This window comes from Caenimonas aquaedulcis (assembly GCF_015831345.1).
In the GTDB taxonomy this organism is placed as follows: domain Bacteria; phylum Pseudomonadota; class Gammaproteobacteria; order Burkholderiales; family Burkholderiaceae_C; genus Ramlibacter; species Ramlibacter aquaedulcis.
Window position 1 is genome coordinate 1,137,535 of the sequence record NZ_JADWYS010000001.1, and the last position, 25,397, is coordinate 1,162,931.

General features: G+C 66.9%; 18 protein-coding genes and 4 tRNA genes. 6 read left to right on the forward strand and 16 right to left on the reverse strand.

The features are described 5' to 3' along the window. Nucleotides 1–4: 4 nt before the first annotated feature. Nucleotides 5–1,600 (reverse strand): hypothetical protein, encoded by a 1,596-nt coding sequence (locus tag I5803_RS05440; RefSeq protein WP_196985376.1) that lies wholly within the window; start codon nucleotides 1,598–1,600, stop codon nucleotides 5–7. A 177-nt stretch (nucleotides 1,601–1,777) separates the two neighbouring features. Between I5803_RS05440 and I5803_RS05445 the strand changes: the two genes are divergently transcribed. The 3 genes from I5803_RS05445 to I5803_RS05455 are packed head-to-tail and all read left to right on the forward strand — an operon-like array spanning nucleotide 1,778 to nucleotide 5,563. Then, nucleotides 1,778–3,319 carry a fumarate hydratase gene (locus tag I5803_RS05445; protein WP_196985377.1) on the forward strand — a complete coding sequence of 514 codons (1,542 nt, stop codon included), beginning with the start codon at nucleotides 1,778–1,780 and terminating at the stop codon, nucleotides 3,317–3,319. After that, nucleotides 3,316–4,074: a glutamate racemase gene (gene murI / locus I5803_RS05450; protein WP_196985378.1), complete on the forward strand. Its 759-nt coding sequence runs from the start codon at nucleotides 3,316–3,318 to the stop codon at nucleotides 4,072–4,074. The genes I5803_RS05445 and murI overlap by 4 nt, the downstream gene beginning before the upstream one ends. A 19-nt stretch (nucleotides 4,075–4,093) precedes the next feature. Beyond that, complete coding sequence (locus I5803_RS05455; protein ID WP_196985379.1) at nucleotides 4,094–5,563, forward strand: class I adenylate-forming enzyme family protein; 1,470 nt, start codon at nucleotides 4,094–4,096, stop codon at nucleotides 5,561–5,563. On the opposite strand, the gene I5803_RS05460 is transcribed toward I5803_RS05455, so the two are convergent. The 12 genes from I5803_RS05460 to I5803_RS05515 form a co-directional block, all read right to left on the reverse strand. Then, nucleotides 5,560–6,873, reverse strand: a complete 1,314-nt coding sequence (locus I5803_RS05460) for an MFS transporter (protein ID WP_196985380.1) — start codon at nucleotides 6,871–6,873, stop codon at nucleotides 5,560–5,562. The two genes, I5803_RS05455 and I5803_RS05460, sit on opposite strands and share 4 nt — an antisense overlap. 47 nt (nucleotides 6,874–6,920) lie before the next feature. Then, nucleotides 6,921–7,541 (reverse strand): DUF6806 family protein, encoded by a 621-nt coding sequence (locus I5803_RS05465; protein ID WP_196985381.1) that lies wholly within the window; start codon nucleotides 7,539–7,541, stop codon nucleotides 6,921–6,923. A 22-nt stretch (nucleotides 7,542–7,563) separates the two neighbouring features. After that, nucleotides 7,564–7,655 (reverse strand) — tRNA-Leu (locus I5803_RS05470). 70 nt (nucleotides 7,656–7,725) lie between these two features. After that, nucleotides 7,726–7,799 (reverse strand) — tRNA-Cys (locus tag I5803_RS05475). A 46-nt stretch (nucleotides 7,800–7,845) separates the two neighbouring features. Next, nucleotides 7,846–7,921, reverse strand: a tRNA-Gly gene (locus I5803_RS05480). A 54-nt stretch (nucleotides 7,922–7,975) separates the two neighbouring features. Next, nucleotides 7,976–10,396, reverse strand: coding sequence for an endopeptidase La (gene lon, locus I5803_RS05485; protein ID WP_196985382.1), 2,421 nt, complete (start codon nucleotides 10,394–10,396; stop codon nucleotides 7,976–7,978). A 135-nt stretch (nucleotides 10,397–10,531) separates the two neighbouring features. Further along, nucleotides 10,532–11,797, reverse strand: a complete 1,266-nt coding sequence (gene clpX / locus I5803_RS05490; RefSeq protein ID WP_196985383.1) for an ATP-dependent Clp protease ATP-binding subunit ClpX — start codon at nucleotides 11,795–11,797, stop codon at nucleotides 10,532–10,534. Nucleotides 11,798–11,952: 155 nt separating this feature from the next. Then, nucleotides 11,953–12,561, reverse strand: a complete 609-nt coding sequence (clpP, locus tag I5803_RS05495; RefSeq protein ID WP_196985384.1) for an ATP-dependent Clp endopeptidase proteolytic subunit ClpP — start codon at nucleotides 12,559–12,561, stop codon at nucleotides 11,953–11,955. 127 nt (nucleotides 12,562–12,688) lie between these two features. Then, entirely contained in the window at nucleotides 12,689–14,005 is a 1,317-nt protein-coding gene (gene tig, locus I5803_RS05500; RefSeq protein ID WP_196985385.1) for a trigger factor, read from the reverse strand. Between the two features lie 26 nt (nucleotides 14,006–14,031). Further along, a tRNA-Leu gene (locus I5803_RS05505) sits at nucleotides 14,032–14,118 on the reverse strand. A 72-nt stretch (nucleotides 14,119–14,190) separates the two neighbouring features. After that, the gene (locus tag I5803_RS05510) at nucleotides 14,191–17,343 is read right to left on the reverse strand and encodes an efflux RND transporter permease subunit (RefSeq protein WP_196985386.1); all 3,153 of its coding nucleotides are present in this window, start codon (nucleotides 17,341–17,343) and stop codon (nucleotides 14,191–14,193) included. 7 nt (nucleotides 17,344–17,350) lie between these two features. Continuing rightward, nucleotides 17,351–18,493, reverse strand: a complete 1,143-nt coding sequence (locus tag I5803_RS05515; RefSeq protein WP_196985387.1) for an efflux RND transporter periplasmic adaptor subunit — start codon at nucleotides 18,491–18,493, stop codon at nucleotides 17,351–17,353. Nucleotides 18,494–18,601: 108 nt separating this feature from the next. Between I5803_RS05515 and I5803_RS05520 the strand changes: the two genes are divergently transcribed. Continuing rightward, nucleotides 18,602–19,594, forward strand: a complete 993-nt coding sequence (locus I5803_RS05520; RefSeq protein WP_196985388.1) for a phytoene/squalene synthase family protein — start codon at nucleotides 18,602–18,604, stop codon at nucleotides 19,592–19,594. Between the two features lie 26 nt (nucleotides 19,595–19,620). Next, entirely contained in the window at nucleotides 19,621–20,460 is an 840-nt protein-coding gene (hpnD, locus tag I5803_RS05525) for a presqualene diphosphate synthase HpnD (protein WP_196985389.1), read from the forward strand. A 5-nt stretch (nucleotides 20,461–20,465) separates the two neighbouring features. Here the strand turns inward: hpnD and I5803_RS05530 are convergent, their stop codons facing one another. After that, on the reverse strand, nucleotides 20,466–21,167 hold the full coding sequence (locus tag I5803_RS05530) for an HAD family hydrolase (protein ID WP_196985390.1): 702 nt from the start codon (nucleotides 21,165–21,167) through the stop codon (nucleotides 20,466–20,468). 18 nt (nucleotides 21,168–21,185) lie between these two features. On the opposite strand from I5803_RS05530, the gene hemH reads away from it, so the two are divergent. Continuing rightward, complete coding sequence (hemH, locus tag I5803_RS05535) at nucleotides 21,186–22,280, forward strand: ferrochelatase (protein ID WP_196985391.1); 1,095 nt, start codon at nucleotides 21,186–21,188, stop codon at nucleotides 22,278–22,280. Here hemH and I5803_RS05540 read toward each other — a convergent pair. Together I5803_RS05540 and I5803_RS05545 are read right to left on the reverse strand one after the other, a co-directional pair. After that, nucleotides 22,261–23,175 carry an alpha/beta fold hydrolase gene (locus I5803_RS05540; protein ID WP_196985392.1) on the reverse strand — a complete coding sequence of 305 codons (915 nt, stop codon included), beginning with the start codon at nucleotides 23,173–23,175 and terminating at the stop codon, nucleotides 22,261–22,263. The genes hemH and I5803_RS05540 overlap by 20 nt on opposite strands. A gap of 15 nt (nucleotides 23,176–23,190) precedes the next feature. Then, a complete protein-coding gene (locus I5803_RS05545; RefSeq protein WP_196985393.1) occupies nucleotides 23,191–25,389 on the reverse strand; it encodes a 3-hydroxybutyrate oligomer hydrolase family protein in 2,199 nt (732 codons plus the stop codon). Between the last annotated feature and the right edge of the window lie 8 nt (nucleotides 25,390–25,397).

Here is a 25,397-nt window from a genome sequence, read left to right on the forward strand (position 1 = left end):
GCACTTACCGCGAAGCCAGGTAGGTCTTCGCGCGCGTGACCTCGGGCAAGGGCGTATCCGCGTCGCGCGTGAGCTCGACCACCCGCGCATGCAGCAGCCTGGCCTTGTCGCGGTCGCCCGCCATCTCGGCGGCCGCGGCCGCGCCGGCGTAGCCGCGCAGGCGGTTGGGTTCGCGTACCTGCGACAGCTCGAACTCCTTGAGCGCCGCTGCCGGTTGCCGGACCTCCAGCAGCATCTCACCCAGCAGCTCGCGCGCGGGCACGACGCGCCCCGGCGTCACGATGTGCTTTTCGTTGCGATCCTCCATGTCGGCCGCCGCGCGCATGAGCCGCAGCGCTTCGTCGTCCTGCTTGCGTGAGCGCGCGATCCAGGCGGCAGTGGCCAGGCGCTGGATCTCGACTTCCGTCGCCCAGTAGTTGTTCTTCGCCTCGACCAGCGCCTTGTGCTGCGCCTCCAGCCGCTGCGCCTCCTGTTCGGCGGCCGCCGTGTCGCCCATGCGCGCCGCGCCGAGCGCGCGGCTGAAGGTCGTGATCGCCTCGCAGAACGGGTAGGGGGTGTTCTGCACCGGCAGCGCCGCGGCCGTCTTCCAGTCGCCCCGCTCGAGCGCCATCCGCGCGGGCATCGCGACCGCGGCGTACGGCCCGACGAAGGCCACCGGATTGGCTTTCACCTCGCGTGCGAATTCGTCGAGCACTTCGCGGGCCGCCTTGTCGCGGCCCATCTGCAGCTGCGCATAGACCATGTAGTCGGCCGCGTGGAAGGCCTCGTTGCCGTTGCCGTCCTTCTTGGCGATATCGGCCGAGCGGCGGTTGGTGGACACCGAGTCCTGCCAGGCGCCGACCCGCGTGAAGATGTGCGAGGGCATGTGCAGCGCGTGCGGTGCGTCCGGCGCCAGGCCCGCGTAGCGCCGGGCGGCTGTCAACCCTTTCTGCGCGATGGGCGGCGCGTCGTAGCTGTGGATCAGGTAATGCGCGACGCCCGGGTGGTCGGGGTATTTCTCGAACTGCTTTTCCAGGACGCCCGCGGCCTTCAGGTAGGCCGCGTAGGTCTGGTCGGCCTGCGACTGCGTGCCCGCGATGTAGAGCGAGGCGAAGATCTGCGCCTCGTCGTCGTCGGGGTAGCGGGCGGCCAGCGCCTCGAAGGCCTTCGCGCGCGCGGCCTGCCGGGCGCGCTCGGGCTTGTTCGCGAAATCGTCGTAATAGGCGGCGACGGCTTCGATGTAGTCGCGCTCGCGCTGCGTCTTCGCGCCCACGCGCCGGCCCTGCTCGATGGCGGCCTGCGCCGCCGCCGCTGCCTGCGGCGAAGCGCCCTGCCCCGCGAGCGGGTTGTTCATGAGCAGCGCCGCGATGCCGAAGGTGGCCACACCGCAGCTGGGATCGTCCGCGAGCACGTGGCGGAAGGCCGCCTCGCCGGCGTTGAACCAGAACGAGTGCAGCATCGCCACGGCCCGCTGCAATTCCTTCTGCACCTTGGCGTCGCAGGAATTGGCGAAGTTGACCTTGCCGAGTTGCCCCTGCCCTTCCTCGACTTCGTGGGCCAGGGTGGGAGCCATCAAACCGCACGAGAGCGCGGCAGCCGCCGCGAGTAAGTTGAGCCGCATGTCGCTGACCTCCTTGGATAGGCGCTTCAACCGAGCATTCCCCTCGCGCCGGCGGGGAAAGGGATTCTGCTCCTGCTTGGGCGGCAAGGCAAAGGGCGCACGCCCTCCTCTGGAAAGGGCCGCCGACCCGTCTGGGATAATCGGCGGAGCTCATCCTTACCCCCCTTCCGCAAGACCATGACGACCACCATCAAGGCCGGCGACCTGATCGAATCGATCGCCGGCGCGCTGCAGTACATCTCCTACTACCACCCCGCCGATTTCATCGCCCACCTCGCCCGCGCCTACGAACGCGAGCAGTCGGCGCCGGCCAAGGACGCGATCGCGCAGATCCTCACCAACAGCAAGATGAGCGCCACGGGCCACCGGCCGATCTGCCAGGACACCGGCGTGGTCAACGTGTTCCTCAAGGTCGGTATGGACGTGCGGCTCGAAGGCTTCTCCGGCAGCCTGGAAGACGCCGTCAACGAAGGCGTGCGCCGCGGCTACAACCATCCGGACAACACGCTGCGCGCCTCCATGGTCGCGGACCCGCAGTTCGACCGCAGGAACACCACGGACAACACGCCTGCGGTGATCTTCACGGAGCTCGTGCCCGGCAACAAGGTCGACATCACCGTCGCGGCCAAGGGCGGCGGCAGCGAGAACAAGAGCAAGCTCGCGATGCTGAACCCGAGCGACTCCATCGTCGACTGGGTGCTCAAGACCGTGCCTACGATGGGCGCGGGCTGGTGCCCGCCCGGCATGCTGGGCATCGGCATCGGCGGCACCGCGGAGAAGGCGATGCTGCTCGCCAAGGAATCGCTGATGGACGACATCGACATGTACGAGCTCCTCGCGCGCGGCCCGAAGAACAAGCTGGAAGAGATGCGCCTCGAGCTGTACGAGAAGGTCAACGCGCTGGGCATCGGCGCGCAGGGCCTGGGCGGCCTCACGACCGTGCTCGACATCAAGATCAAGATGTACCCGACCCACGCCGCGGGCAAGCCCGTCGCGATGATTCCCAACTGCGCCGCGACGCGCCACGCGCACTTCGTGCTGGACGGCTCCGGCCCGGTGTACCTCGACGCGCCGTCGCTGGACCTGTGGCCGGACGTGCAGTGGAAGCCCGATGCAACGAAGAGCCGCCGTGTGAACCTCGACACGCTCACGAAGGAAGAGGTCGCGAGCTGGAAGGCCGGCGACACGCTGCTGCTGAACGGCAAGATGCTCACCGGCCGCGACGCCGCGCACAAGCGCATCCAGGACATGCTCGCCAGGGGCGAGAAGCTGCCGGTGGATTTCGCGAACCGCGTGATCTATTACGTCGGCCCGGTGGATCCGGTGAAGGGCGAGGCCGTCGGCCCCGCGGGCCCCACCACCTCGACCCGCATGGACAAGTGGACGGACATGATGCTCGGGCAGACCGGGCTCATCGCGATGATCGGCAAGGCCGAGCGCGGGCCGGAGACCATCGCGTCCATCAAGCAGCACAAAAGTGCCTACCTGATGGCGGTGGGCGGCGCGGCCTACCTCGTGTCCAAGGCGATCAAGACCGCGAAGGTGATCGGCTTCGCCGACCTCGGCATGGAAGCGATCTACGAATTCGACGTGGTGGACATGCCCGTCACCGTGGCCGTGGATGCGGGCGGCGTCAGCGCGCACACCACCGGCCCCGCCGAGTGGCAAAAGAAGATCGCCACCGGGCAGTTCAAGAGCATCCCGGTCGCGGCGGCTTGATCGGCGTCTTCGACAGCGGCATCGGCGGGCTGAGCGTCCTGAAGGCGCTGCGCGCCGAGCTGCCGCACGAAGACTTCGTCTATTTCGCCGATACGGCGCATGCGCCGTACGGCGAGCGTGGCGATGCCTACGTGGTGGACCGCACTCGCGCCGTGGTGGAGCGCCTGCGCGCGGCGCATGCCGTCAAGGCGCTCGTCATCGCATGCAACACCGCGACGGCCGCCGCGGTGCACGTGGTGCGTGCGGAACACGCGGACCTGCCGGTGGTCGGTGTCGAGCCCGCGCTCAAGCCTGCCGTGGCGGCCAGCCGCACCGGCCGCATCGGCGTGCTTGCCACGCGGGGCACCCTCGGCAGCGCAAAGTTCAGGCAGCTGCACGCATCGCTCGCCGGGCAGGCTACCTTCAGCCTGCAGCCATGCGATGGCCTGGCGGACGCGATTGAAGCGCAGGACGCGGACAGGATCGCGCGCCAGTGCGCGCAATATGCACAGGCGGTCGGCCCGTTCGGGACACAAGAGGGACAGACCGATGTGCTGGTCCTCGGCTGCACGCACTACCCGTTCGCAACGCGCGAGCTCGCGTCCGTTTGCGGCCCGCAGGTGAAGCTCATCGATACGGGGCAACCGGTGGCGCGTCAGACGCGCCGGCTGCTGGGCGAAGCCGGCCTGCTGCGCACGGCAGGGGCCGCAATGCTGAGCCTCGATGCCACCGGCTCTCTGCCCGCCCTGCGCGCCGCAGTGGACCGGTGGCTGTGATTTCTGTATAACGCCCGCGATGTCCAGTCCCAATCTCATTCCTTCGGTCTACGAAGGCATCCTCTTCCAGTCCCGCCTGAATCCCAACGCCATCGCCGTGAGCGTCGATGGCCGCGAGATCACTTACCGAACCTTCTGCGCCGACGTCGAGAAAGTGACGCGGCACCTGCGCGGCGCGAACCTCGTGCCGGGCAGCCGGGTCGCGGTGCACGTGCACCAGCAGTACCTGCGCTGGCTCGTCATCCTCGGGCTCGCGCGCATGGGCGTCGTGTCGGTATCCGTGACCGAATCCGCCCGCGAGCTCGACTTCCTCAAGGTGCAGCGCGTCGTGAGCGACCGTCCGGCCGCCCTGCCGGGGCGCGACGCGATCGAAGCGGGCGCGCGCTGGCTGGGGCCCGACGCCGACGCACTGCCGCCCTTCGAAGACACCCGCTTCGAACGCAGCGCGCCCTGCCGCATGGTCGTGTCCTCGGGCACGACCGGCACGCCGAAAAAGGCCATCCTCTCCTACGGCGACATCCGCGACCGCATCCGCGGCACCGCGCGTATGCACGGCCTGAACACCACGGCGCGCCTGCTCACGACCATGGGCACCGCCACCATCGGCGGCTTCATGATGCTCATCGCCTGCTGGTCGGGTGGCGGCACCGTGGTGCTGGCCTCGTTCGCGCCGGAGCAGCCGATGTCCGACCTGCTGCTGCACCGGGCCAATGTCCTGATGCTGTCCACGGGCCAGCTTTCCGCCCTGATGGATGCGCTCCCGAAGGACTACTGGCCTTGGCAGCAGCCGCAGATCTTCGTGGCGGGCAGCACGCTGCCGCCCGCCCTCAGCCGCGCCGCGCGCCTGCGCCTGTCGCAGTCGCTCTTCGTCATGTACGGCTCGACGGAAGCCGGCGGCATCGCGGTCACGCATGCATCACTTGCGGAAGAGCGGCCCGGCTTCATCGGCTATGTGCTGTCCACGGCCGAAGTGCAGATCGTCGATGAGCAGGGAAACCAGGTGCCGCATGGCACGATGGGCGAGATGCGTATGCGCGCCGAAGGCATGGTCGACGGCTATGCCGACGAGCCCGGCGTGACCGACGAGGCCTACCGCGACGGCTGGTTCTACCCGGGCGACGCCGGCATGTTCGATGCGCAGGGCGGCGGCCTCACGATCCTGGGCCGCACCCGCGAGCTGATGAACCTGGGCGGCGTGAAGATCGCGCCGGAGCTCATCGAACAGGCGTTGTCCGCCTGCCCGGGTATCCAGGACATGGCGGTGTTCGCGCTCGGCGAAGAGGACCGCCAGCGGCCGTGGGTGGCGATCGTGCCGGGCGACGGCTTCGCGGATGAACCGCTGCAGCAGGCGTACACCAAGGCCTTCCCGCGCCTGCCGAAGATCTCCATCGCGCGCATCGACAAGATCCAGCGCAACGAGATGGGCAAGGTGATGCGCAACCAGCTGCAGGCCACCGTGCAGCGCGCGCTCGAGCGCAAGGGCGCCTAGGCGGCGTCCCCGCCGGCCGCGAGCGCCGCCGCGCGGCCTCGCGCAACGTTCACCGGCACCAGCAGTGCCAGCCCGGCGATGAAAAGCACCGTCGTCGACAGGATCGCCAGCCGCTGGTTGCCGCCGGTCGCCCAGGCAATGGCGCCGTAGCTGAGCGGGCCGATGATGCTCGCGAGGCGGATCGCGAAGGTCCACAGCCCGTAGAACTCGGCGAGTTGCTGCGCCGGCGCGAACATGCCGGCGAGCGCGCGGCCGGCCGACTGGCTGGACCCCATGCAGAGCCCGGCGATGGCGGCCGCCCACCAGAAGCCTCCCTTGGTCGTGGTGATGGCGGCGATCACGCAGGTCGCGATCCAGCCCACGAGCGTGCTGCCCAGCGCGATCTTGTGGCCGATGCGGTCCTGCAGGTAGCCCCATGCGAAGGCGCCGCCCGCGGCCGCGAGATTCAGGACGAAGATCAGCACCATCGTCTCCTGCTGCTTGAAGCCGATCTCGGTCTCCGCGTAGATCGCGGCCAGCGTGATCGCCACGGCGACGCCGCCCTGGTAGAACACGGCGCACAGCAGGAGCCACATGAAGTCCCAGAACTGCCTCGCCTGGCGAAACGTGGCATGCAGTTGCTGCAACGACGCCTTGAGCCCACCCTGGCGCAGCGCCTGCGGGTTGGGTTGCGCGCGTTCACGAAGCAGCCAGAAGGTGACGAGCGCGGCCGCGCCATAAAGCACGGCGGTGATGAGCATCGTCACGGGCACGAAGCTTTCCGCCTTGATGCCGTGGCCCTGCGCCCAGATCACGTAGCCGAGGCACAGCCCGAGCGCGAGCATGCCCCCGAAGTACCCGAAGCTCCAGCCCCAGCCGCTCACCTTGCCGAGTGCGTCTGGCCGCGCGAGTTCGGGCAGGAAGGCCGCCGTGAGCGACTCCCCATAGGAATAGAAGGTGTTGGAGACGACGATGAGGAAGATGGCCAGAGCCACACTGCCGGGGCCGGCGAGCGCCAGCGCCGCGGTGGACAGCACGCAGCAGGCCGTGAAGATCGCCAGCAGCTTCTTCTTGGCCGCGCGCAGGTCGGCGTAGGCGCCGATGCTGGGCATCGTGAACATGACGATGGCGTAGGAGACGCTGAGCGCCGCCGTCCACGCGAAAGTCGCCCATTCGGCCTTCTGCGCGATGCCGCCGACGAAGTAGGCCGCGAACACGGCGGTGATGACGACCGTGGTGTAGCCGGAATTGGCGAAGTCGTACATCGCCCAGCCGAAGACTTTGCGCTTGCGCACGCCGGGGTTCAGGGCATCCTGGGAAAACAGCGCCACTTACGACTCCTCCAAAAGGGACGCGGCCTCGTGGCCGCGTTCTCACCTCAGTGCAAATGCCGGGGGCGGCGCCCGCCGCCGTGTCCCGGCCCGCCGCTTCCGCGCGGTGGCTTGCCGATTTCCAGCGAATTCACCAGCGCGTCGAAGCGCTGGGAGAAGAGCTTGTCGATTTCCGCGACCACGCCGCTCAGCTCCGAACCGTCGAAATGGCGCTCCATCAGGTTCACGACGTCCTCGACGAGCAGGTCGCGCTGGACCTGCATGATCGCCGCGGGATTGGGGCCGACGAAGAGCATGATGAAGTCGTCGCGCGCCTCGCCCTCCGGCGCATCTTCCTCGTCGTCGAATTCAGCGTCGTAGAAAGTCACTTCGATCGCGGCGCCCTGCTCCGCCAGGTCGTTCAGGCTCATGCACATCTCGTCGAGCGATTGGCGGAAATCCTCGTCACCGGGGATCGTCCAGCACATCTGCAGCAGGTGCTCCGCGGCGTCGAACTTGATGCCGGGCTCTTCCTCGTAGGTGCTCTCGGCCGCGGAGGCCAGCGATTTGGCGCCCGCGTACTTCCACAGGGGCTTCAGCGCCTCCTGCAGATCGTTGTAGGTGACTTCCGGGCGCAGGGGCACGTCGCCGTGGACATGGATTTCGAAGGGAGCGTTGTAGCTGGACATGCGTGTACCCGAGTTCTCTTTCTGGTGCCCCGAGCCGGAATCGAACCGGCACGCTGCCGTGAAGCAAGCGGCGGATTTTAAGTCCGCTGTGTCTACCAATTTCACCATCGAGGCCCCCGATGGCATTGTGGAACAAAAAACGAAGCAGCCCCGGGGCAACAAAGTTGGCGGGGCTGCTTTTGACTGGAGGCGCGACCCGGAGTCGAACCGAGCTAAACGGATTTGCAATCCGCTGCATAACCGCTTTGCTATCGCGCCAGTGACCCAGAAAAAAGGGAAGCCTGGGCTTCCCTTTTTCGAAATATGGAGCGGGAAAAGAGTCTCGAACTCTCGACCTCAACCTTGGCAAGGTTGCGCTCTACCAACTGAGCTATTCCCGCGTTTCGAGCCTCGAATTATAGCGCATTTTTTGGCCCGGTTTTCAACTGCGTTTTTCAGTGCTTCACGGATTTCGGTTGCGAGACATCCGGCTTCGTGGGGATGGCTGCCGCCACCACCGCATCGTCTTCGGCGAGAGGCGTGGGGTGGCGCTCGAGCGCCACCTCCAGCACCTTGTCGATCCACTTCACCGGGATGATTTCCAGGCCGCTCTTCACGTTGTCCGGGATGTCCTGCAGGTCCTTGGTGTTCTCCTCGGGGATGAGCACCGTCTTGATGCCGCCGCGCAGCGCGGCCAGCAGCTTTTCTTTCAGGCCGCCGATGGCGGTGACTTCACCGCGCAGGGTGATCTCGCCCGTCATCGCGACGTCGCCGCGCACCGGGATGCCGGTGAGCGCCGACACGATGGCGGTCGTCATCGCGGCGCCCGCGCTCGGGCCGTCCTTCGGCGTCGCGCCATCGGGCACGTGGATGTGCATGTCCTTCTTCTCGAACACTTCATCGGCGATGCCCAGGCGTTTCGCGCGGCTGCGCACCACGGTGCGCGCCGCGGACACGGATTCCTTCATCACGTCGCCGAGCGAGCCCGTCGTGGTGATGACGCCCTTGCCCGGCATCAGCGCGGCTTCGATCGTCAGCAGGTCGCCGCCGACTTCGGTCCATGCGAGGCCGACCACCTGGCCCACCTGGTTCTGGTTCTCGGCGCGCCCGTAAGTGTGCTTGCGAACGCCCAGGAATTCGTTGAGGTTCTCGGCATTCACGACCACCTGCGGCGTGTATTTCTTCAGCAGCAGGCCCTTGACCACCTTGCGGCAGATCTTGCCCAGGTCGCGCTCGAGCGAACGCACGCCGGCTTCTCGCGTGTAGTAGCGAATGACGTCGCGCACGGCGTCTTCCGTCACCAGCAACTCGCTTTCCTTCACGCCGTTGTTGGCCATCTGCTTGGGCAGCAGATACTTGATCGCGATGTTGGTCTTCTCGTCCTCGGTGTAGCCCGAGAGGCGGATGACTTCCATGCGGTCCAGCAGGGCCGGCGGGATGTTCATCGAGTTGGAGGTCGCGACGAACATCACGTCCGACAGGTCGAAGTCGACCTCGACGTAGTGGTCGCCGAACTTGTGGTTCTGCTCCGGGTCCAGCACTTCGAGCAGCGCGCTCGACGGGTCGCCGCGGAAGTCCGTGCCGAGCTTGTCGATCTCGTCGAGCAGGAACAGCGGGTTGCGCGTACCGGCCTTGTTGAGGTTGGACAGCACCTTGCCCGGCAGTGCGCCGATATAGGTGCGGCGATGCCCGCGGATCTCCGCCTCGTCGCGCATGCCGCCCAGGGCCATGCGCACGTACTTGCGGCCGGTCGCCTTGGCGATCGACTGCCCCAGCGAGGTCTTGCCGACGCCCGGGGGGCCGACGAGGCACAGGATGGGCGCCTTCACCTTGTCCACGCGCTGCTGCACCGCGAGGTATTCCAGGATGCGGTCCTTGACCTTGTCCAGGCCGTAGTGGTCGGAGTTCAGCACGTCTTCGGCGTGGCCGAGGTCGTGCTTGATCTTGGTCTTCTTGGCCCACGGCAGGCCCGTGAGCACCTCGATGTAGTTGCGCACCACGGTCGCCTCGGCGGACATGGGCGACATCAGCTTGAGCTTCTTGAGTTCCGCGTCGGCCTTCTTTCTGGCCTCCTTGGGCATCTTCGCGGCCTTGATCTTCTTTTCGATCTCTTCGATGTCCGCGCCCTCTTCGCCCTCGCCGAGCTCCTTCTGGATGGCCTTGACCTGCTCGTTGAGGTAGAAATCGCGCTGGTTCTTTTCCATCTGGCGCTTCACGCGGCCGCGGATCTTCTTGTCGACGTTCAGGATGTCGACCTCGCGCTCGATCTGCTCGAAGAGGTTCTCGAGCCGGCCCTTCACGTCGGCAAGGTCGAGCACGACCTGCTTGTTGTCGAGCTTGAGCGGCAGGTGCGCGGCGATCGTGTCGGCCAGGCGGCCCGGATCGTCGATGCTGGAGATGGAGGTGAGGATCTCGGGCGGGATCTTCTTGTTGAGTTTGACGTACTGGTCGAACTGCTGCATCACGGCGCGGCGCAGCGCCTCGATCTCGCTGGACTTGACGTCCTTTTCTCCGACCACCGGGGTCACGTTGGCGGTGAAGTGCGCTTCGCCGTCTTCGATGCGGTTGACACGCGCGCGCTGCTGGCCTTCGACCAGGACCTTCACGGTACCGTCGGGGAGCTTCAGCATCTGCAGGATGGTGGAGACGCAGCCGACCTCGAACATGTCGGTGACGGCAGGCTCGTCCTTCGCGGCGGCCTTCTGGGCGACCAGCATGATGCGGCGCTCGGCCTCCATGGCGGCTTCCAGCGCCTTGATGCTCTTCGGGCGGCCCACGAAGAGCGGAATGACCATGTGCGGGAAGACGACGACGTCGCGCAGCGGAAGCAGCGGCAGGTCGATCGGGTCAGCTGGCAGGGGAATATGTCCGGACATGAAGATCCTTTGTTCTACCAGTCGAATATGGACCGGGCGGGTGCATTTTCAACCCGTCGGCGGGACCTTGGGGGCAACCAGCGGCAAAAAATTGATGCAAGCCGCGCCCCCGTAGTCCGAAGAGGCTAGAAAACCTCAAGCCTTCTTGGCCGCTTCGCGATAGACGAGGAGCGGAGGCTTGTTCTCCTCGATCGTCGACTCGTCGACGACCACCTTGTCGACGTTGGCGGTGTTGGGCAATTCGAACATCGTGTCGATGAGCGACTGCTCCAGGATGGAGCGCAGGCCCCGGGCGCCGGTCTTGCGCGCGAGCGCCTTCTTGGCGATGGCGCGCAGAGCGTTCGGGCGGATCTCGAGGTCCACGCCTTCCATGGCGAGGAGCTTGCCGTACTGCTTCACCAGCGCGTTCTTGGGCTCGGTCAGGATGCGCACCAGGGCTTCTTCGCTCAGCTCGGCCAGCGTCGCGACGACCGGCATGCGGCCGACGAGTTCGGGGATGAGGCCGAATTTGATCAGGTCTTCCGGCTCGACTTCGCGGAACACGTCGGTGAGGCTGCGCTGGGCCTTGCTCTTTACCGCCGCGCCGAAGCCGATGCCCGACGATTCGGTGCGCTGCTCGATCACCTTCTCGAGGCCGGCGAAAGCGCCGCCGCAGATGAACAGGATGTTGGTCGTGTCGATCTGCAGGAAGTCCTGGTTGGGATGCTTGCGCCCGCCCTGCGGCGGCACGCTGGCCATGGTGCCTTCGATCAGCTTCAGGAGCGCCTGCTGCACGCCCTCGCCCGACACGTCGCGCGTGATCGAGGGGTTGTCGGACTTGCGGGAGATCTTGTCGATCTCGTCGATGTAGACGATGCCGCGCTGCGCGCGCTCGACTTCGTAGTTGCAGCTTTGCAGCAGCTTCTGGATGATGTTCTCGACGTCCTCGCCCACATAGCCGGCTTCCGTCAGCGTGGTGGCGTCCGCCATCACGAAAGGCACGTCCAGCATGCGCGCCAGCGTCTGCGCGAGCAGCGTCTTGCCGGAGCCGGTGGGGCCGATCAGGAGGATGTTGCTCTTGGTGAGCTCGACTTCGTCCTTCTTGGCCTTTTCCTTGTGGCGAAGGCGCTTGTAGTGGTTGTAGACGGCCACGGACAGCGAACGCTTCGCGGGCTCCTGCCCGATCACGTAGTTGTCCAGGTTGGCCTTGATCTCGCTGGGGGTGGGCAGGTCGCCGCGCGCCTCGCGCGTTTCGTCCCCCATCGGCAGCTCGTCGCGGATGATCTCGTTGCAAAGATCGATGCACTCGTCGCAGATGAAGACCGAAGGCCCGGCGATCAGCTTCTTCACCTCGTGCTGGCTCTTGCCGCAGAACGAGCAGTAAAGGGTTTTTTCGCTGGATGAGCCTTTTTTCTCGGCCATTACATCTACCTTGTGACTTGAGTTTGAATGATAACCAAAGACGGCAGGCCGCCATGGCTGAGCAGGCGCCGGGGCGCCCGCGAGGTCCTGGACCTGTGAAAAAAACAACGGCGCCCCGTCTGGGAGCGCCGTTTGTTGCGGTGCAACCGCGCAGGTTACGGACGCTTGGCGATCACCTGGTCGACGAGGCCATAGGCCCTCGCCTCCTCGGCGTCGAGGAAGTAGTCGCGCTCGGTATCGCGCGCGACCTTCTCCAGCGGCTGCCCGGTGCGCTCGGCCAGGATGCGGTTCATCGTGTCCTTGGTCTTGAGGATGTCCCGCGCGTGGATTTCGATGTCCGTCGCCTGGCCCTGGGCGCCGCCCAGCACCTGGTGGATCATGACCTTCGAGTTGGGCAGAGAAAAACGCTTGCCCTTGGCGCCGGCCGCCAGCAGGAACGCACCCATGCTCGCGGCCATGCCGGTGCACAGGGTGGAGACGTCGGGCTTGATGAAGTTCATGGTGTCATAGATCGCCATGCCGGCGCTCACGCTGCCGCCCGGCGAGTTGATGTAGAACGAGATGTCCTTGTCGGGGTTCTCGCTCTCCAGGAACAGGAGCTGCGCCACGACGAGGTTGGCCGTCTGGTCGTTCACGGGACCCACGAGGAAGATCACGCGCTCGCGCAGCAGGCGCGAATAGATGTCGTAGCTGCGCTCGCCGCGGCCCGACTGCTCGATGACGATCGGCACCATGCCGAGGGCCTGGGTTTCAAGTGCACTCATGGGAAAGGAACTCCGGTTTCAGTGGGGATACTTTATCGCCAAAAGCAGATGGGGCCTGCGGCGCGGACCGCAAGCCCCTCTTTGCCTGTCATGACGGCAGGGATGGCGGACACGGTCCGCCCCGGCGTCAGCTGGCCTGTTCACCCATGAGTTCGTCGAACGAAAGCACCTTCTCGGTGACCTTCGCCTTCGACAGGATGTAGTCGGTGACGTTGTTCTCGATCACGATCGCCTCGACTTCGGCCAGCCGCTGGCGGTCGCTGAAGTACCAGCGGACCACTTCGGCCGGCTTCTCGTAGCTCGCGGCCAGCTCGTCCACGTGGGCCTTGATCTGCTCGGGCTTGGCGCGCAGGTCCTGCGTGCGGACCAGCTCGGCGACGACCAGGCCCAGGCGCACGCGGCGCTCGGCTTGCGGGCGGAAGATGTCGTCGGGGATCGGCGCCTTGTCGGCGTCCTTGATGCCGCGCTGCTTCAGGTCGGCGCGGGCGCCTTCGATCATGCGGTCGACTTCGGACTGCACGCTCGACTTCGGCAGGTCCAGCTCGGCCTGGCCGACCAGCGCGTCCATCGCGGCCTGCTTGTTGCGGGCCAGCAGGCGGAACTTGACCTCGCGCTCGAGGTTCTTGCGGATGTCGCCGCGCAGGCCCTCGACCGTCGCGTCGGGGATGCCCAGCGACTTGGCGAAGGCTTCGTTGACTTCCGGCAGGTTGGCGGATTCGATCTTCTTCACGGTGACCATGAAGTCGGCCTGCTTGCCGGCGACGTCCTTGCCGTGATAGTCGGCCGGGAAGGCGAGCGGGAAGGTCTTGCTCTCGCCCTGCTTCATGCCGCGCACGGCTTCCTCGAATTCCTTGAGCATCTGGCCTTCGCCGACGAGGAACTGGAAGTCGTCGGCCTTGCCGCCGGAGAAGGGCTCGCCGTCGATCTTGCCCTCGAAGTCCACCGTGACGCGGTCGCCGTCCTGCGCGGCCTCGGCCTGCGGGCGCTGCGCGAACGTGCGGCGCTGCTTGCGCAGGATTTCGACCGTGCGCTCGATGGCGTCGTCCGTCACCTCGGCGGAAAACTTCTCCACCTCGGCGCTGGAGAGGTCGCCCAGCTTGATCTCGGGGAACACCTCGAACACCGCGTCGAACGCGAGCTCACCCTCCGGCGCCTGTTCCTTTTCCGTGATGCGGGGCTGGCCGGCGACGCGCAGGTTCGCCTCGTTGGCGGCCTGGGCGAAGGCTTCGCCGACCTTGTCGTTCATCACCTCGTAGTGGACCGAGTAGCCGTAGCGCTCGGCCACGACCTTCATCGGCACCTTGCCCGGGCGGAAGCCGTCCATCTTGGCGCTGCGGGCGATCTTGCGCAGGCGCGCGTCGACTTCGGACTGGATGGCGCTGGCAGGCAGCGTCAGGGTGATCTTGCGCTCCAGCTTGTCGAGGGTTTCTACGTTCACGGCCATGATGCTCTCTCTTGATAAATGGGCTTTGGTGCGCGGGGGGGGACTCGAACCCCCACACCATTGCTGGCGTCAGGACCTAAACCTGGTGCGTCTACCAATTTCGCCACCCGCGCGCCTGCTTGAAAGGGAAAAGCGGGCCGCCAGGAGAACCCGGCAGCCCGCTCGAATCCGGTCAACCCGATATTTTACGCGACTGCGGGGGCAGCTTCCGGGCGTTTCACGCGAAACCAGGCCGCGTACATCGCGGGCAGCGACAGCAGGGTCAACACCGTCGCCACGATCAGCCCGCCCATGATGGCCACCGCCATGGGGCCCCAGAACACCGAGCGGGACAGCGGAATCATCGCCAGGACCGCCGCGGCGGCCGTGAGCACGATCGGGCGCAGGCGGCGCACCGCCGATTCCACGATGGCGTCCCAGGCCGGAATGCCCTTGGCGCGGTCCTGCTCGATCTGGTCGACCAGGATCACTGAATTGCGCATGATCATCCCCGCCAGGGCGATGAAGCCGAGCAGCGCGACGAAGCCGAAGGGTCGGTTCAGCAGCAGCAGCGCGCCGGCGACCCCGGCCAGCCCCAGCGGCGCCGTCAGCAGCACGAGCATCGTGCGGGAGAAGCTGTGCAACTGCAGCATCAGCAGCGTGAGCATGATGAACACCATGATCGGGACGCCGGCGGAGATCGAATCCGTCCCTTTGCTGCTCTCCTCCACCGCGCCGGCCACCTGGATCTTGTAGCCCACGGGCCACCTGGCTTCCAGCGCCTTGAGCTTCGGCAGCAGTTCGTTGGTGACGGTGGCGCCCTGCAGGCCTTCGACGATGTCCGACTGCACGGTGATGGCGTAGTCGCGGTTTTCGCGCCACATCACGCCCGGTTCCCACGTGAACACCGGCTTGGCGATCTGCGTCAGCGGGATCGACTTGCCCGAGGACGTGGGCAGGTAGGCGTTCGCGATATCGGTGATCGCGTTGCGCTCGTCCAGCGGCTGGCGCAGCACGATGTCGATCAGCTTGTCGCCCTCGCGGAACTGGCCTACCGTGGTGCCCGCAAGGATGGTTTTGGAAGCCTGCGCGATCGACTGGCTCGTCACCCCCAGCGCGCGCGCCTTGCTCTGGTCGACTTCCAGGCGGAGCACCTTCACCGACTCGTTCCAGTTGTCATTGACGCCACGCGTGTTCGGGCTTGCGCGCATCGCGGCCTTCACCTCTTCGGCACGCTCGCGCAGCGCCGCCGGGTCACCGCCGACGACACGGAACTGAACCGGGTAAGGCACGGGCGGCCCGTTGGGCAACAGCTTCACGCGGCCGCGCACTTCGGGGAATTCCTGGGCCAGCAGGGTCGGCAGCTTCACGCGCAGGGTTTCGCGCACCTTCAGGTCCGAAGGCATGACGATGAATTGCGAGACGTTGCTCTGCGGGAACACCTGGTCCAGCGGAAGGTAGAACCGGGGGACGCCGGAACCGACCCAGGTGCTGACCGAGGTCACGCCGGACTCAAGGCGCAGGCGCTCTTCCACCCTGCGCGTGACGCTTTCATTCGCGGCGAAGGAGGTGCCTTCCGGAAACCAGACCTCGACCATGACTTCCGGCCGGCTGGAATCGGGGAAGAACTGCTGCTGCACCTTCCCCATGCCGACGATGCCGAGCGCGAAGATGAGGAGCGTCGCGCCGATGGTGAGCCAGCGATGCGCGACGCACCAGTTCACGACCTTGCGGAAGTTGCGGTAGAACGGCGTGTCGAAGTGCTCGTGGTGCTCGCCCGTCGCGGGCTTGGCCTTGAGGATCGCGTTGCCCAGGTAGGGCACGAAGTACACCGAAACGAACCAGCTGAGCACCAGCGCGACGACCGTCACCGCGAAGATCGCGAAGGTGTATTCGCCGACCGTGGATTTCGCCATTCCGATGGGCAGGAAGCCCGTCGCGGTGATGAGCGTACCCGTGAGCATGGGCATCGCGGTGATCTCGTAGGCGAAGGTGGCGGCGCGGACCTTGTCGTAGCCCTCCTCCATCTTGCGCACCATCATCTCGACCGCGATGATCGCGTCGTCCACGAGCAGGCCGAGCGCGATGATGAGCGAGCCGAGCGAAATCTTGTGCAGCCCGATGCCCCAGAAGTCCATCGCGAGGAAGGTGACGGCGAGCACCAGGGGGATCGTGATGCCCACGACCAGGCCGGGCCTCATGTCGACGTACCAGCGCTTCCACACGGGCAGCGATGCGGCATCCGGGCGCTTGTGCAGCCCGAGCGCGATGAAGCTCACCGCCAGCACGATCACCACGGCTTCGACGAGCGTGCGCACGAATTCGTTGACCGAGCTCGCCACCGCGCGCGGCTGGTCCTGGAGCTGCACGAGCTGCACCCCCGCGGGCAGGCCGTCCTGGATCTTGTTGAACGACGCCTTGAGCGAATGCCCGAGGCGGATGATGTCGCCGCCCTTGGCCATCGACACGCCCAGCGCAATCACTTCCTTGCCCTGGTGGCGCACCTTCACCACCGGCGGATCCACATAGCCGCGCTTGATCTCGGCGATGTCGCCCAGCTTCAGCTGGCTGCCCGAGGTGCCGCGGATCGGCATGGCGCGCAGCTCGTCCGGCGCCTCGAACTGGCCGGCCACGCGTACCTGCACGATATCGAGCGGCGTCTGCACCGCACCGGCGGACTCCACCGCGTTTTGCTGACCGAGCTGGGCCAGCACCTGGTTGAAGTCGAGGCCGAGCTGCGCCAGGCGCTTCTGCGAAATCTCGATGTAGAGCTTCTCGTCCTGCGCGCCGAAGAGTTCCACCTTCGCGACGTCGGGTACGCGCAGCAGCTGCTGGCGCACGTCGTCCGCGAAGTTCTTCATCTCGGAGTAGTTGAAGCCGTCCGATTCGAGCGCGTAGATCACGCCGTACACGTCGCCGAAATCGTCGTTGAAGAACGGGCCCTGGATGCCGCCGGGCAGCGTGAAGCGCATGTCGCCAATCTTCTTGCGCACGGTATACCAGACGTTCGCGACGTCCCCGGGCTTCGAGGAATCCTTGATCTGGAAGATGATCTGCGACTCGCCGGGCTTGGAATAGCTGCGGATCTTGTCCGCGTACGGCGCTTCCTGCAGCGTACGTTCGATTTTGTCCGTCACCTGCTCGGCCACCTGCTGCGCGGTCGCGCCGGGCCAGTAGGTGCGCACGACCATCGCGCGGAAAGTGAACGGCGGGTCCTCGTCCTGCCCCAGCTGGAAGTAGGCCGAGATGCCCAGTACCATCAGCGCGATCATCAGGTACAGCGTGAGCGCCTTGTGCTCCAGCGCCCAGCGGGAGAGATTGAAGCCGGGAGCCGGCGCGTCGTCGTGCGTGTCGCTCATGCGCGCCTCACTTGTTGGCGGAAGCGGCGGCGACGGCCGCGCCTTGCGCGGACCGGTCCTGGTAGATCGTCACCTTCTGGCCCGGCGACAGCACGTGCACGCCGGCTGACACGACCAGCATCCCGGGCTGCAGGCCCGAGGAGATCACCGCGTCGTTGCCGTCGGCGGTGGCGATCTGCACGGCCTGCGACTTCACGGTCATGGTCTGCTTGTCGAGCACCCACACCGCGGTGCCCGCGCCTTCCTTGCGAAGCGCGCTGGTGGGCACCTTGATGACCGGTGCGCCCGCCATGCTGAGCGCGCGCGGCACGACCGACACGGTGGTACCCAGGGCCGGCGGCGCTGCGGTGTCCGCCAGCGAGACCTTGACCGGGAAGGTCCGCGTCACCGGGTCCGCGCTCGCACCCACCTCGCGCACCGTCCCCGCGAGCTCGGCGTCCTTGCCCCATCCGCGCACCGTCACTTCGGAGCCGGTCTTGATGGCCGCCACCTTGTCTTCCGGCACGGCGAAGAGCACGTCACGCGGGCCGTCCTGCGCGATGCGCACGATCGGCATGCCTGCAGTGACGACCTGCCCGGGTTCCGCGTCGATCGAAGTGATCACGCCGGACACGTCGGCCACGAGGGTCGTGTAGGCGGCCTGGTTGCCCTGCGACGAGAGCTGTGCCTTCGCCTGGTCGAGCTGCGCCTGCGCGGCCTTGAGCGTGGTGTCGCGGCGCTCGAGTTCGGCGCCGCTGATGAAATTCTGGTCCTTGAGCGCCGCGTAGCGCTTGTAGTCGGCGGCGGCGAGGTCGCGGTTCGTCGCGGCTGCGGCCACTTGCGCACGGGCCGCGTCGGCGGCGAGGCGATAGTCCTGCGGGTCGAGCTGCGCGAGCACCTGGCCGGCTTTCACGTGCTGGCCGAGTTCGGCCTGGCGTCGGACGATCTTGCCCGCCACGCGAAAGCCGAGACGGGACTCGACGCGGGGCTTGACCTCGCCCGCGAATTCATGGTCGGACTGGAACGTTGCGACGCCGACCGACATCACCTTCACGGCGCGGACGGGCTCTTGAGGCGGTTCGGATTTGGAGCAGGCGGACAAGGCCAGTGCGGTTGCAAGAGCGAAGCTGAACGCCAAGAAGTTGGATGAGTGAGGAAGTTGGTGCGGCATCATGCAACCTTAGCAGAAAGTAGTAGGCGACTTGCTTCTTAATGACTGACTGGTTAGTAATCTAGGGTAATTGCCGAGCCTTGTCAAGCGACAATCCCGTGCAGTTCCATGGACGCAGAAACGCCCCCCGCCGCCCCTTCATCGCCCGATCTGGCGCGACTGCTGCGGTCCGTTTCGCGATCGTTCGACCTGTCGATCCGCCTGCTTCCGCGGGCCGTGCGAGCTCCGGTCGCGGTGGCCTACCTGCTCGCACGCGCGGCGGACACGCTAGCCGACACGTCGCAGGTTCCCGCCGCCGAGCGCGGCACCAAACTCTCTGCCTGGGCGGCCGCCGTGAGCGGCGATCTGGCCGACCCCGGGCGTGAAGTCCGGCAGATCGCTGAATCCTTCGCGCCGATGCAGTCCGACGCCGACGAACGCGCCTTGATCCTCGCCCTGCCCGCGTGCCTGGACGCGTTGTCCGCACTGGATGCGGACGACAGGGCCGATGTCCGGGCGGTGCTCCGGCACATCACGCGGGGCCAGGCGCTCGATGTGCAGCGCTTTGCCGACCCCGGCCGGATCGTGTCGCTCGCGAACGCGGCCGAGCTCGACGAGTACACCTACCTCGTGGCCGGCTGCGTGGGGGAGTTCTGGACCGCCCTGTGCGATCGCCACCTGCCCCACTTCGCGGCGTTGCCCCTGGACGAGATGCGCAACCTCGGCCGCCGGTACGGCCAGGCCCTCCAGCTCGTGAACATCCTGCGCGATGCCGAGGCCGATGCAGCCGCAGGCCGCTGCTACCTGCCGGCCGACGAAGTGGCGGCGCTGGGGATACCTGCCGTCCGCAGGAAGTGGCTCGAACACGCCCACACCGGGCTTGCCCAAGGCAGCCGGTATGCCGACGCCGTGCACAGCCGGCGCGTGCGCGCCGCAACGGCGCTGCCCGCCCTCATCGGCATCCGCACGCTCGCCCTCCTCGAGCAGCGGGCGAGTACGGACAGCCGCCCGGTCAAGGTGCCCCGCTCGCAAGTCCGCTCCCTGTTGCTGCGCATCGCCGTGACCTTCGCGAGCCGCGGCCCGCTGCGCCGCATGTTCGAGGACGGCGCGGCATCGGCGTGAGCGCGCCGATGGGACAATCGGTCGCAATGACACCGCAACAGTACGTCCAGGAGAAGGCCGCGGCCTCCGGAAGCAGCTTCTATTACGCCTTCCTGTTCCTGCCCAAGCCACGCCGCGCGGCCATCACCGCCTTCTATGCGTTCTGCCGCGAAGTGGACGACGTCGTCGACGAGGTCACCGACCTGGGCGTGGCGCAAACCAAGCTGGCATGGTGGCAGGCCGAAGTCGCGAAGTCTTTCCGCGGCGAGCCGAGCCACCCGGCGATGCAGGCGCTGATGCCGTGCGCGGCTGAATTCGGCATCGAGGAGCGGCTATTGCACGCGGTCATCGAAGGTTGCCGGATGGACCTGGAGCAGACGCGCTACCTGGACTTCGCCGCGCTGGAGCGGTATTGCCACCTGGTGGCCGGCGTGGTGGGCGAGGTCGCGGCGCGCATTTTCGGGCAGACCGACCCGGCCACCACGGCCTACGCGCACAAGCTGGGCCTGGCGTTCCAGCTCACCAACATCATCCGCGACGTCGGGGAGGACGCGATGCGCGGCCGCATCTACCTGCCCGTGAGTGAGCTGCAGCAGTTCGACGTGAAGGCGCACGAGTTTCTTTCGCGCACCTACTCCGACCGCTTCACCGCGCTCATGCGCTTCCAGGCGCAACGCGCGCATGCGCTCTACGACGAGGCGCTCGCGCTGCTGCCGCCCGCGGATCGGCAGAACCAGAAGCCCGGGCTGATGATGGCCAGCATCTACCGCACCCTGCTGCGCGAGATCGAGAGCGACGACTTCAAGGTCCTGCACCAGCGCGTGAGCCTGACGCCGCTGCGCAAGCTCTGGCTGGCGTGGAAAGTGCAGGCACTGGGCCGGATGTAGGCCTCCTACGCCTGGGCCTTGAACAGCTCGCACAGCTCGGTGAGGTTGCTGAGCGTGAGGTGCGGCTGCTGCTCATGCGGCCAGAGATGGTCCGATCGGTTCACCCAGGCGGCCTGCATGCCCGCGTTGATGGAGCCCAGCACGTCGAGCGTGGCGTCGTCGCCGATGTGCAGGATGCTGTCCGTCGTCAGCTCCAGCGCGCCTGCCGCCGCATGGAAGATGCGCGGGTCGGGCTTGCCGACACCGAATTCGCGCGCGGAAATCGTCGCGCGGAAATAGGCGCCCAGGCCCACGCGGCCCACGTCGGCATTGCCGTTGGAGATGGTGACCAGCGGGAAGCGCTCGGCGAGATACGCGAGCGCCGGCAGCGCGTCGTCGAAGAGCGTGACGCGCTGTCGTGCCGCGAAGAACACCTCGAAGGCCTGCTCGGCGAGCAGCGGGTTTTCACCGGCGCGGTAGAGCGCGAGGCGGATCGACTCGCGGCGCACGGCGCTCAGGTCGTTCTTGAGGTCGGGACGGTTCGCGGCCATATGGTCGCGGATCTCGCGCAGGGCGGACGGGCTGGAGAAGAGCGCCGCCGTCATGGGGGCGTGGTCCACCATCCAGTCGTGCAGCATCTTCTCGGCCCGCTCGATCGTCGGCAGGATCGGCCACAGCGTGTCGTCCAGGTCCAGCGAAATCGCCTTGATTCTTTGCAGATCCAACATGTCGTCGAGAATAGCGCAATGGCAATTTCATTCCGGCCCGAACCCGACTTCACGCATGGCACGGCGCCGACAACCGGCATCCTCTACTGCAACCTGGGCACGCCGGACGAGCCGACGGCACCGGCGGTGCGCCGATATCTCGCCGAATTCCTGTCGGATCCCCGCGTGGTGGAGATTCCGCGGGCGTTGTGGCTGCCCCTGCTCCACGGCGTGATCCTGCCCTTGCGCTCGGGCAAGTCCGCGGCCAAGTACGCCAGCATCTGGACTTCCGACGGCTCGCCGCTGCGCGTCTGGACCGAGAAGCAGGCCAAGTTGCTGCAGGGCAAGCTGGGCGAGAACGGGCACCGCGTCATGGTGCGCCATGCGATGCGCTACGGATCGCCCTCGATCGCCTCTCAACTCGACGCGCTGAAGGCCGAGGGCGCGACACGCATCCTCGTCCTGCCTGCGTATCCGCAGTACTCGGGCACGACGACCGCCAGCATCGTCGATGCCGTGACGCAGTGGTCCTCCCGCATCCGCCACCTGCCGGAGATCCGGTTCGTCAATCGCTATCACAACGACGAGGGCTACATCGCGGCCCTCGCGCGCAAGCTCGAACTGTTCTGGCGCGCCAACGGCCGCCCGGAGCAGCTCGTGATGAGTTTCCACGGCGTGCCCGAGCGCGCGCTCCATCTCGGCGACCCCTACCACTGCGAGTGCTACAAGACGGCGCGCTTGGTCGCCGGCAAACTGGGACTCGCGCAGCAGGATTTCACGGTGAGCTTCCAGTCGCGCTTCGGCAAGGCGAAATGGCTCGAGCCCTACACCGACGCAACACTGCGGACGCTCGGCAAGAAGGGTGCGCGCATCGACGTGATCTGCCCCGGCTTCACGTCCGACTGCCTGGAGACGCTGGAGGAGATCGCGATGGAGGGCCGGCACACGTTCCTGCAGGCCGGCGGCAAGGAGTTTCGCTATATCCCGTGCCTCAACGACGACCAGGGCGGCGTCGCCGCGCTGGCGGGGGTGGCCGAACGCCACCTGGCGGGATGGCCGACACGCGAGACGCCGGACAAGGAAGCGCTGGAACGATCGAGGACGCTGGCGCTCGCTAGGGGCGCATCGCACTAGCCACTTTCGGGGCGGGCGCTCGCGCTGCGGCCTCGTGCCCGTCGATGAACGCGGTCACCAGGTCGAGTTGTTCGGGGACGTTCAGCGCCGGCGCGTGACCGCACCCGGCGATCTCCACGACACGCGCCAGACCCTTGCTCCCCGGCCCGCGCCGCATCATCTCCTCGGTCGCATCGCGCAGCACCAGGTCCGAGTCCTCGCCGCGCAGGCACAACACGGGGATGTCGATCGCGTCGTAGTGCGTCCACAAGTCGTAGTCGTTCGGATGGTCCGTGAACTGCCGCACCATCTGCGGGTCGTAATGCGGCGTCACACGGCCATCGGGCAAGCGGCGGGTGGATGTCTCGGCCAGCCGCCGCCACTGCGAATCGCTCAGCCAGCCGAATGGCTTGTAGACCTGCCGGTAGAACGCTTCCAGTTCCAGGACGGTGTCGAAGGCCGGCGGATTGCCGGCATAGGCCCGGATGCGCGCCACGGCCGCATCGGCCAGCCGCGGCGCGTTGTCGTTCAGCACCAGGCTCTTGATGCGCGTTTTCAGCCCCGGCTCCGCCAAGCCTCCCGCCGCCACCGTGCCGATCGCGCCGCCCATCGAGGTGCCCACCCAATGGGCTTCCCCGATGCCCAGGCGATCCAGCAATTCCGCGGCGATGCGCGTGTAGAACGAGAGCCGGTACTCGTTGTGCGGATCGGCGCTCCACTGGCTCAGGCCGCGCCCGATCGTGTCCGGACAAATCACGCGATAGCGGCTCGACAGGTGCGCCGCGAGTTCGTCCATGTCGCGGCCCGTACGTGCCAGGCCGTGCCATGCGATGACCGTGGGGCCGTTCCGGGCGCCCCACTCCGTGAAATGGATTTCGCGTCCTGCGCAAGTCGCGTAGCGTGATTCGTAGGGCACCACGGGCAGCTCGGCTCAGTTGGGGACGGCCAGCGACGTGCCGCTGAACCCGATCTGGTTGGCCGCCGCCGGCGACGCGCTGATCGGAGGCAGGTTGGCCGCCGTGGCTGCGGGCGCAGCGCCGTTCGTTCCGCCACGCGGCGACGTATGCACGACCTGGCTGGCTGGCAGCGGCGCGCCGTTCTTCAGGTTGGCGTACATCGCATCCATCGCCTGGTTGAAGTACGGGTGCAACGACACGAAACGCGTGTCCCAGCCCGGTAGCGAATTGAACGTGTCGAAATGCTGGGCGTTCGTCACCTCGATGTAGCGCAACTTCGATGCGGCCCCCTCGACGACGCGGTTGTAGGCGGTGTAGGCCCGGGCGTTGTTGTTGACCGGCACCAGCGCATCGCTGCGTCCCGCGACGATGATCGCCGGCTTGCCGCGCATGTTGCCGTTCAGCAGCACCTCGGCGATGCCTGCCTGGACGGCCGCGCTCTGCGCCGCGGTCGGCGTGGAAGACGCGGTGAGTGCAGCGCCGGTGACGGGATCGGTGCCGGTCACCAGGGCACGCTGGCACAAGGCATTGTCCAGGCCGAAATCCGCGACGCCGGTGGACGGGGACACCGCGAACTGCCAGGCCTTGGCGCCGCCGACGGCGTTGTTGTAGACCACGCTGGCCGGGGCGCCGTTGGCCGTGCCGTTCCCGGTGGCGAAGCTCAATGCCTTGGTGGCGAGGGGCGCGATCACGTTGCCCGTCGCGTCGACCTGGGCGAAGCTCGTGTTGCACACGTTGTCCGTCACGGAGAACTTGCCGTACATCACCGGGTACATCGCCGCGAGGATCGGCCCGTTGCCGAGGCCGTAGTGCGCGTTGTGCATCTGGTCGTTGTCCGGCGTCCAGCCGAAATTGCGCAGCTTGTTCAGCGCATCGAGCGATCGCGCGGCCGTATCGGCACCGCTGACCAATCCCTTGGCGGCCAGCCCATCGCATCGCGCGGTGGCACGCGCCGTCATCCCCGCAAAGCCCATGTAGTTGAAGAACGAGCCCGTCTCCGTCAGCGCCGCGGGCGCAGCCAGCGCGGCGCAGGGCTGGTACAGGTTGCCGTAGGTCACGTAGTCGGCAAGCGTGCGGCCGTAGCCGGTCACGGCCACGCCGTTGAACTGGATGCCGTAACCGGCGGCCGTCGGCATCTCGGTGACGGGTTCGGTTGCGACCACGCCGTCGATCAAGCCCGTGGTGTCCTGCTCCGCCGCATGGATCACCGCGGCGCCGCCGTTGGACGCCGAGCCGGCGATCACGAGGGTGTTCGCCGCGCTGAACCGAACGGGGATTTCGGCCGTGCCGTAGCGGTCGTTCAGCACGTAGAGCGCGTACTTCGCCGCCGCCAGCGTGTCGGTGCCCCAATCCTTCTCGGGGTTCATCTGCGAATGCACCTGCTTGAGCGCGAGGCGGTTCGGGAAGAGCGCGTTGTACGCGGCCCTTGCCGCATCCGTGATGTTCGCGGCGAAGTGGCTGAGCGAGCCGGCCGCGGCGCGCGTGGCGCGCGTGCCGTCGATCCTGTTGACCGTATCGTCGGTCATGTCGTACAGGCCCATGCCCTTGCCCGCGTCGGTGAGCGCGACGGCACAGCCGTGCTTCAGGCCCCACTCGCCGGCGGTGCCGATCGCGCCGTAGACGCCGCGCGAGCCGGAGGACGGGCCGAGCACGATGCAGGGGTTGGCGATGTCGAAGCTGTCGGGCACCTGCACGGCCATCGTGACGCGCTTGCGGCCGGTGCCGTCGTCGAGCACGGCAACGTATTCACGGCCGGGGATCAGACCTTCGCCTGTCGTGACCGCGCCGGTCACCGTGACATTGGGGCCGTAGAACGTGCCGTATCCGCCGCCCGCGCTGGCGTCGAGGATGCCGCGGTAGTTGGAATACAGCGCATTGCGGCGCAGTTCCAGCGCCGTCGGGTTCGCGGCATCCGCATACGCCGGCGCCGCTGCCGCACCCAGGCCGGTCTTGCCAATGCCGCCCGTGAGCAGGTCCTGCGTCGCGGCGGTGGCCCCACTGCCCACGGTCGTGGCCGAGTAGGTCGTGACGGACACCGGCGTCACCCCTTCCGGCAGGACGTTCCCGGCCGAATCCCCTCCTCCGCCTCCGCAGGCCACCAGGGCCGCGGCACTCAGTGCAGAAACGGATGCAATGCGCGTCGTCGCGCGGTTGAGCTTGGTGGTCTTCTTCAAGGCTTGTC